This is a genomic window from Pseudomonas sp. Sample_10, assembly GCF_004321495.1.
Taxonomy (GTDB): domain Bacteria; phylum Pseudomonadota; class Gammaproteobacteria; order Pseudomonadales; family Pseudomonadaceae; genus Aquipseudomonas.
Genome location: NZ_RCOE01000024.1, coordinates 1 through 1,038, shown reverse-complemented (window position 1 = coordinate 1,038; position 1,038 = coordinate 1). Strand labels below are relative to the sequence as shown.

Genomic DNA, 1,038 nt, shown 5'->3' with positions numbered 1-1,038 from the left:
GCCGAACGCGGAGCGTCCGTTGAGGCGTTCCCACGCAGAGCGTGGGAACGATCATGGCATCGCTTCAGGCAGCTTCCGGCGCCTGCGCGCGACGCACGTCCGGTTGTTTCCAAGAGTCGGCGGCGCTTTCTTCGATGGCTTGCTGGATCGCCCGCTTGCGGTTTTCTTCGGCACGGCGGCTGAAGAACCAGACCAGGAAAGTCACGATCGACACGGCCAACAGAATCAGGCTGGCCACGGCATTGATCTCCGGCTTCACGCCCAGTCGTACCGCCGAGAACACTTCCATCGGCAGGGTCGTGGAACCCGGGCCGGAAACGAAGCTCGCCAACACCAGGTCATCCAGCGACAAGGCGAACGACATCATGCCGCCGGCCGCCAACGATGGCGCGATCATCGGGATGGTGATCAGGAAGAACACCTTCCATGGCCGTGCACCGAGGTCCATGGCCGCTTCTTCGATGGACAGGTCCAGCTCACGCAAGCGCGCCGACACCACCACCGCCACGTACGCCGCACAGAACGTCGTGTGGGCGATCCAGATGGTGACGATGCCGCGTTCCTGCGGCCAGCCGATCATCTGCGCCATGGCCACGAACAGCAGCAACAGCGACAGACCGGTGATCACTTCCGGCATCACCAGCGGCGCGGTGACCAGGCCACCGAACAGCGTGCGACCCTTGAAGTGGGTGATACGGGTCAGGACGAACGCGGCTAACGTCCCTAGTGCGACGGCTGCAATCGCCGTGTAGCAGGCGATTTCCAGCGAGCGCACCACCGAGCCCATCAGTTGCGTGTTGTCCATCAGGCCGACGTACCACTTGATCGACCAGCCGCCCCACACCGTCACCAGTTTCGAGGCGTTGAACGAGTAGATCACCAGGATCAGCATCGGCAGATAGATAAACAACAGACCCACCACCAGCATCAGGCTGGAGAAACGGAAGCGTTTCATTCTTTACCCTCCATTTCCTTGGCCTGACTGCGGTTGAACAGGATGATCGGCACAATCAGGATCGCCAGCATCACCACCGCCAG

At 61.7% G+C, this 1,038-nt stretch carries 2 protein-coding genes; both read right to left on the bottom strand.

Features of this window, described 5'->3' with window-relative positions; all coding sequences use genetic code 11:
* Positions 1 to 64: 64 nt before the first annotated feature.
* A complete protein-coding gene (locus tag D8U18_RS01805) occupies positions 65 to 955 on the bottom strand; it encodes an ABC transporter permease subunit (protein ID WP_056854046.1) in 891 nt (296 codons plus the stop codon).
* Positions 952 to 1,038 (bottom strand): hypothetical protein (locus tag D8U18_RS28920; RefSeq protein WP_241664274.1); only part of this gene is annotated, 87 nt, incomplete at its 5' end. The genes D8U18_RS28920 and D8U18_RS01805, both read right to left, overlap by 4 nt.

What these genes read in the sequence shown, in the direction of transcription:
- D8U18_RS01805 (WP_056854046.1), bottom strand. Translation starts at nt 955, where the DNA reads ATGAAACGCTTCCGTTTCTCCAGCCTGATGCTGGTGGTGGGTCTGTTG.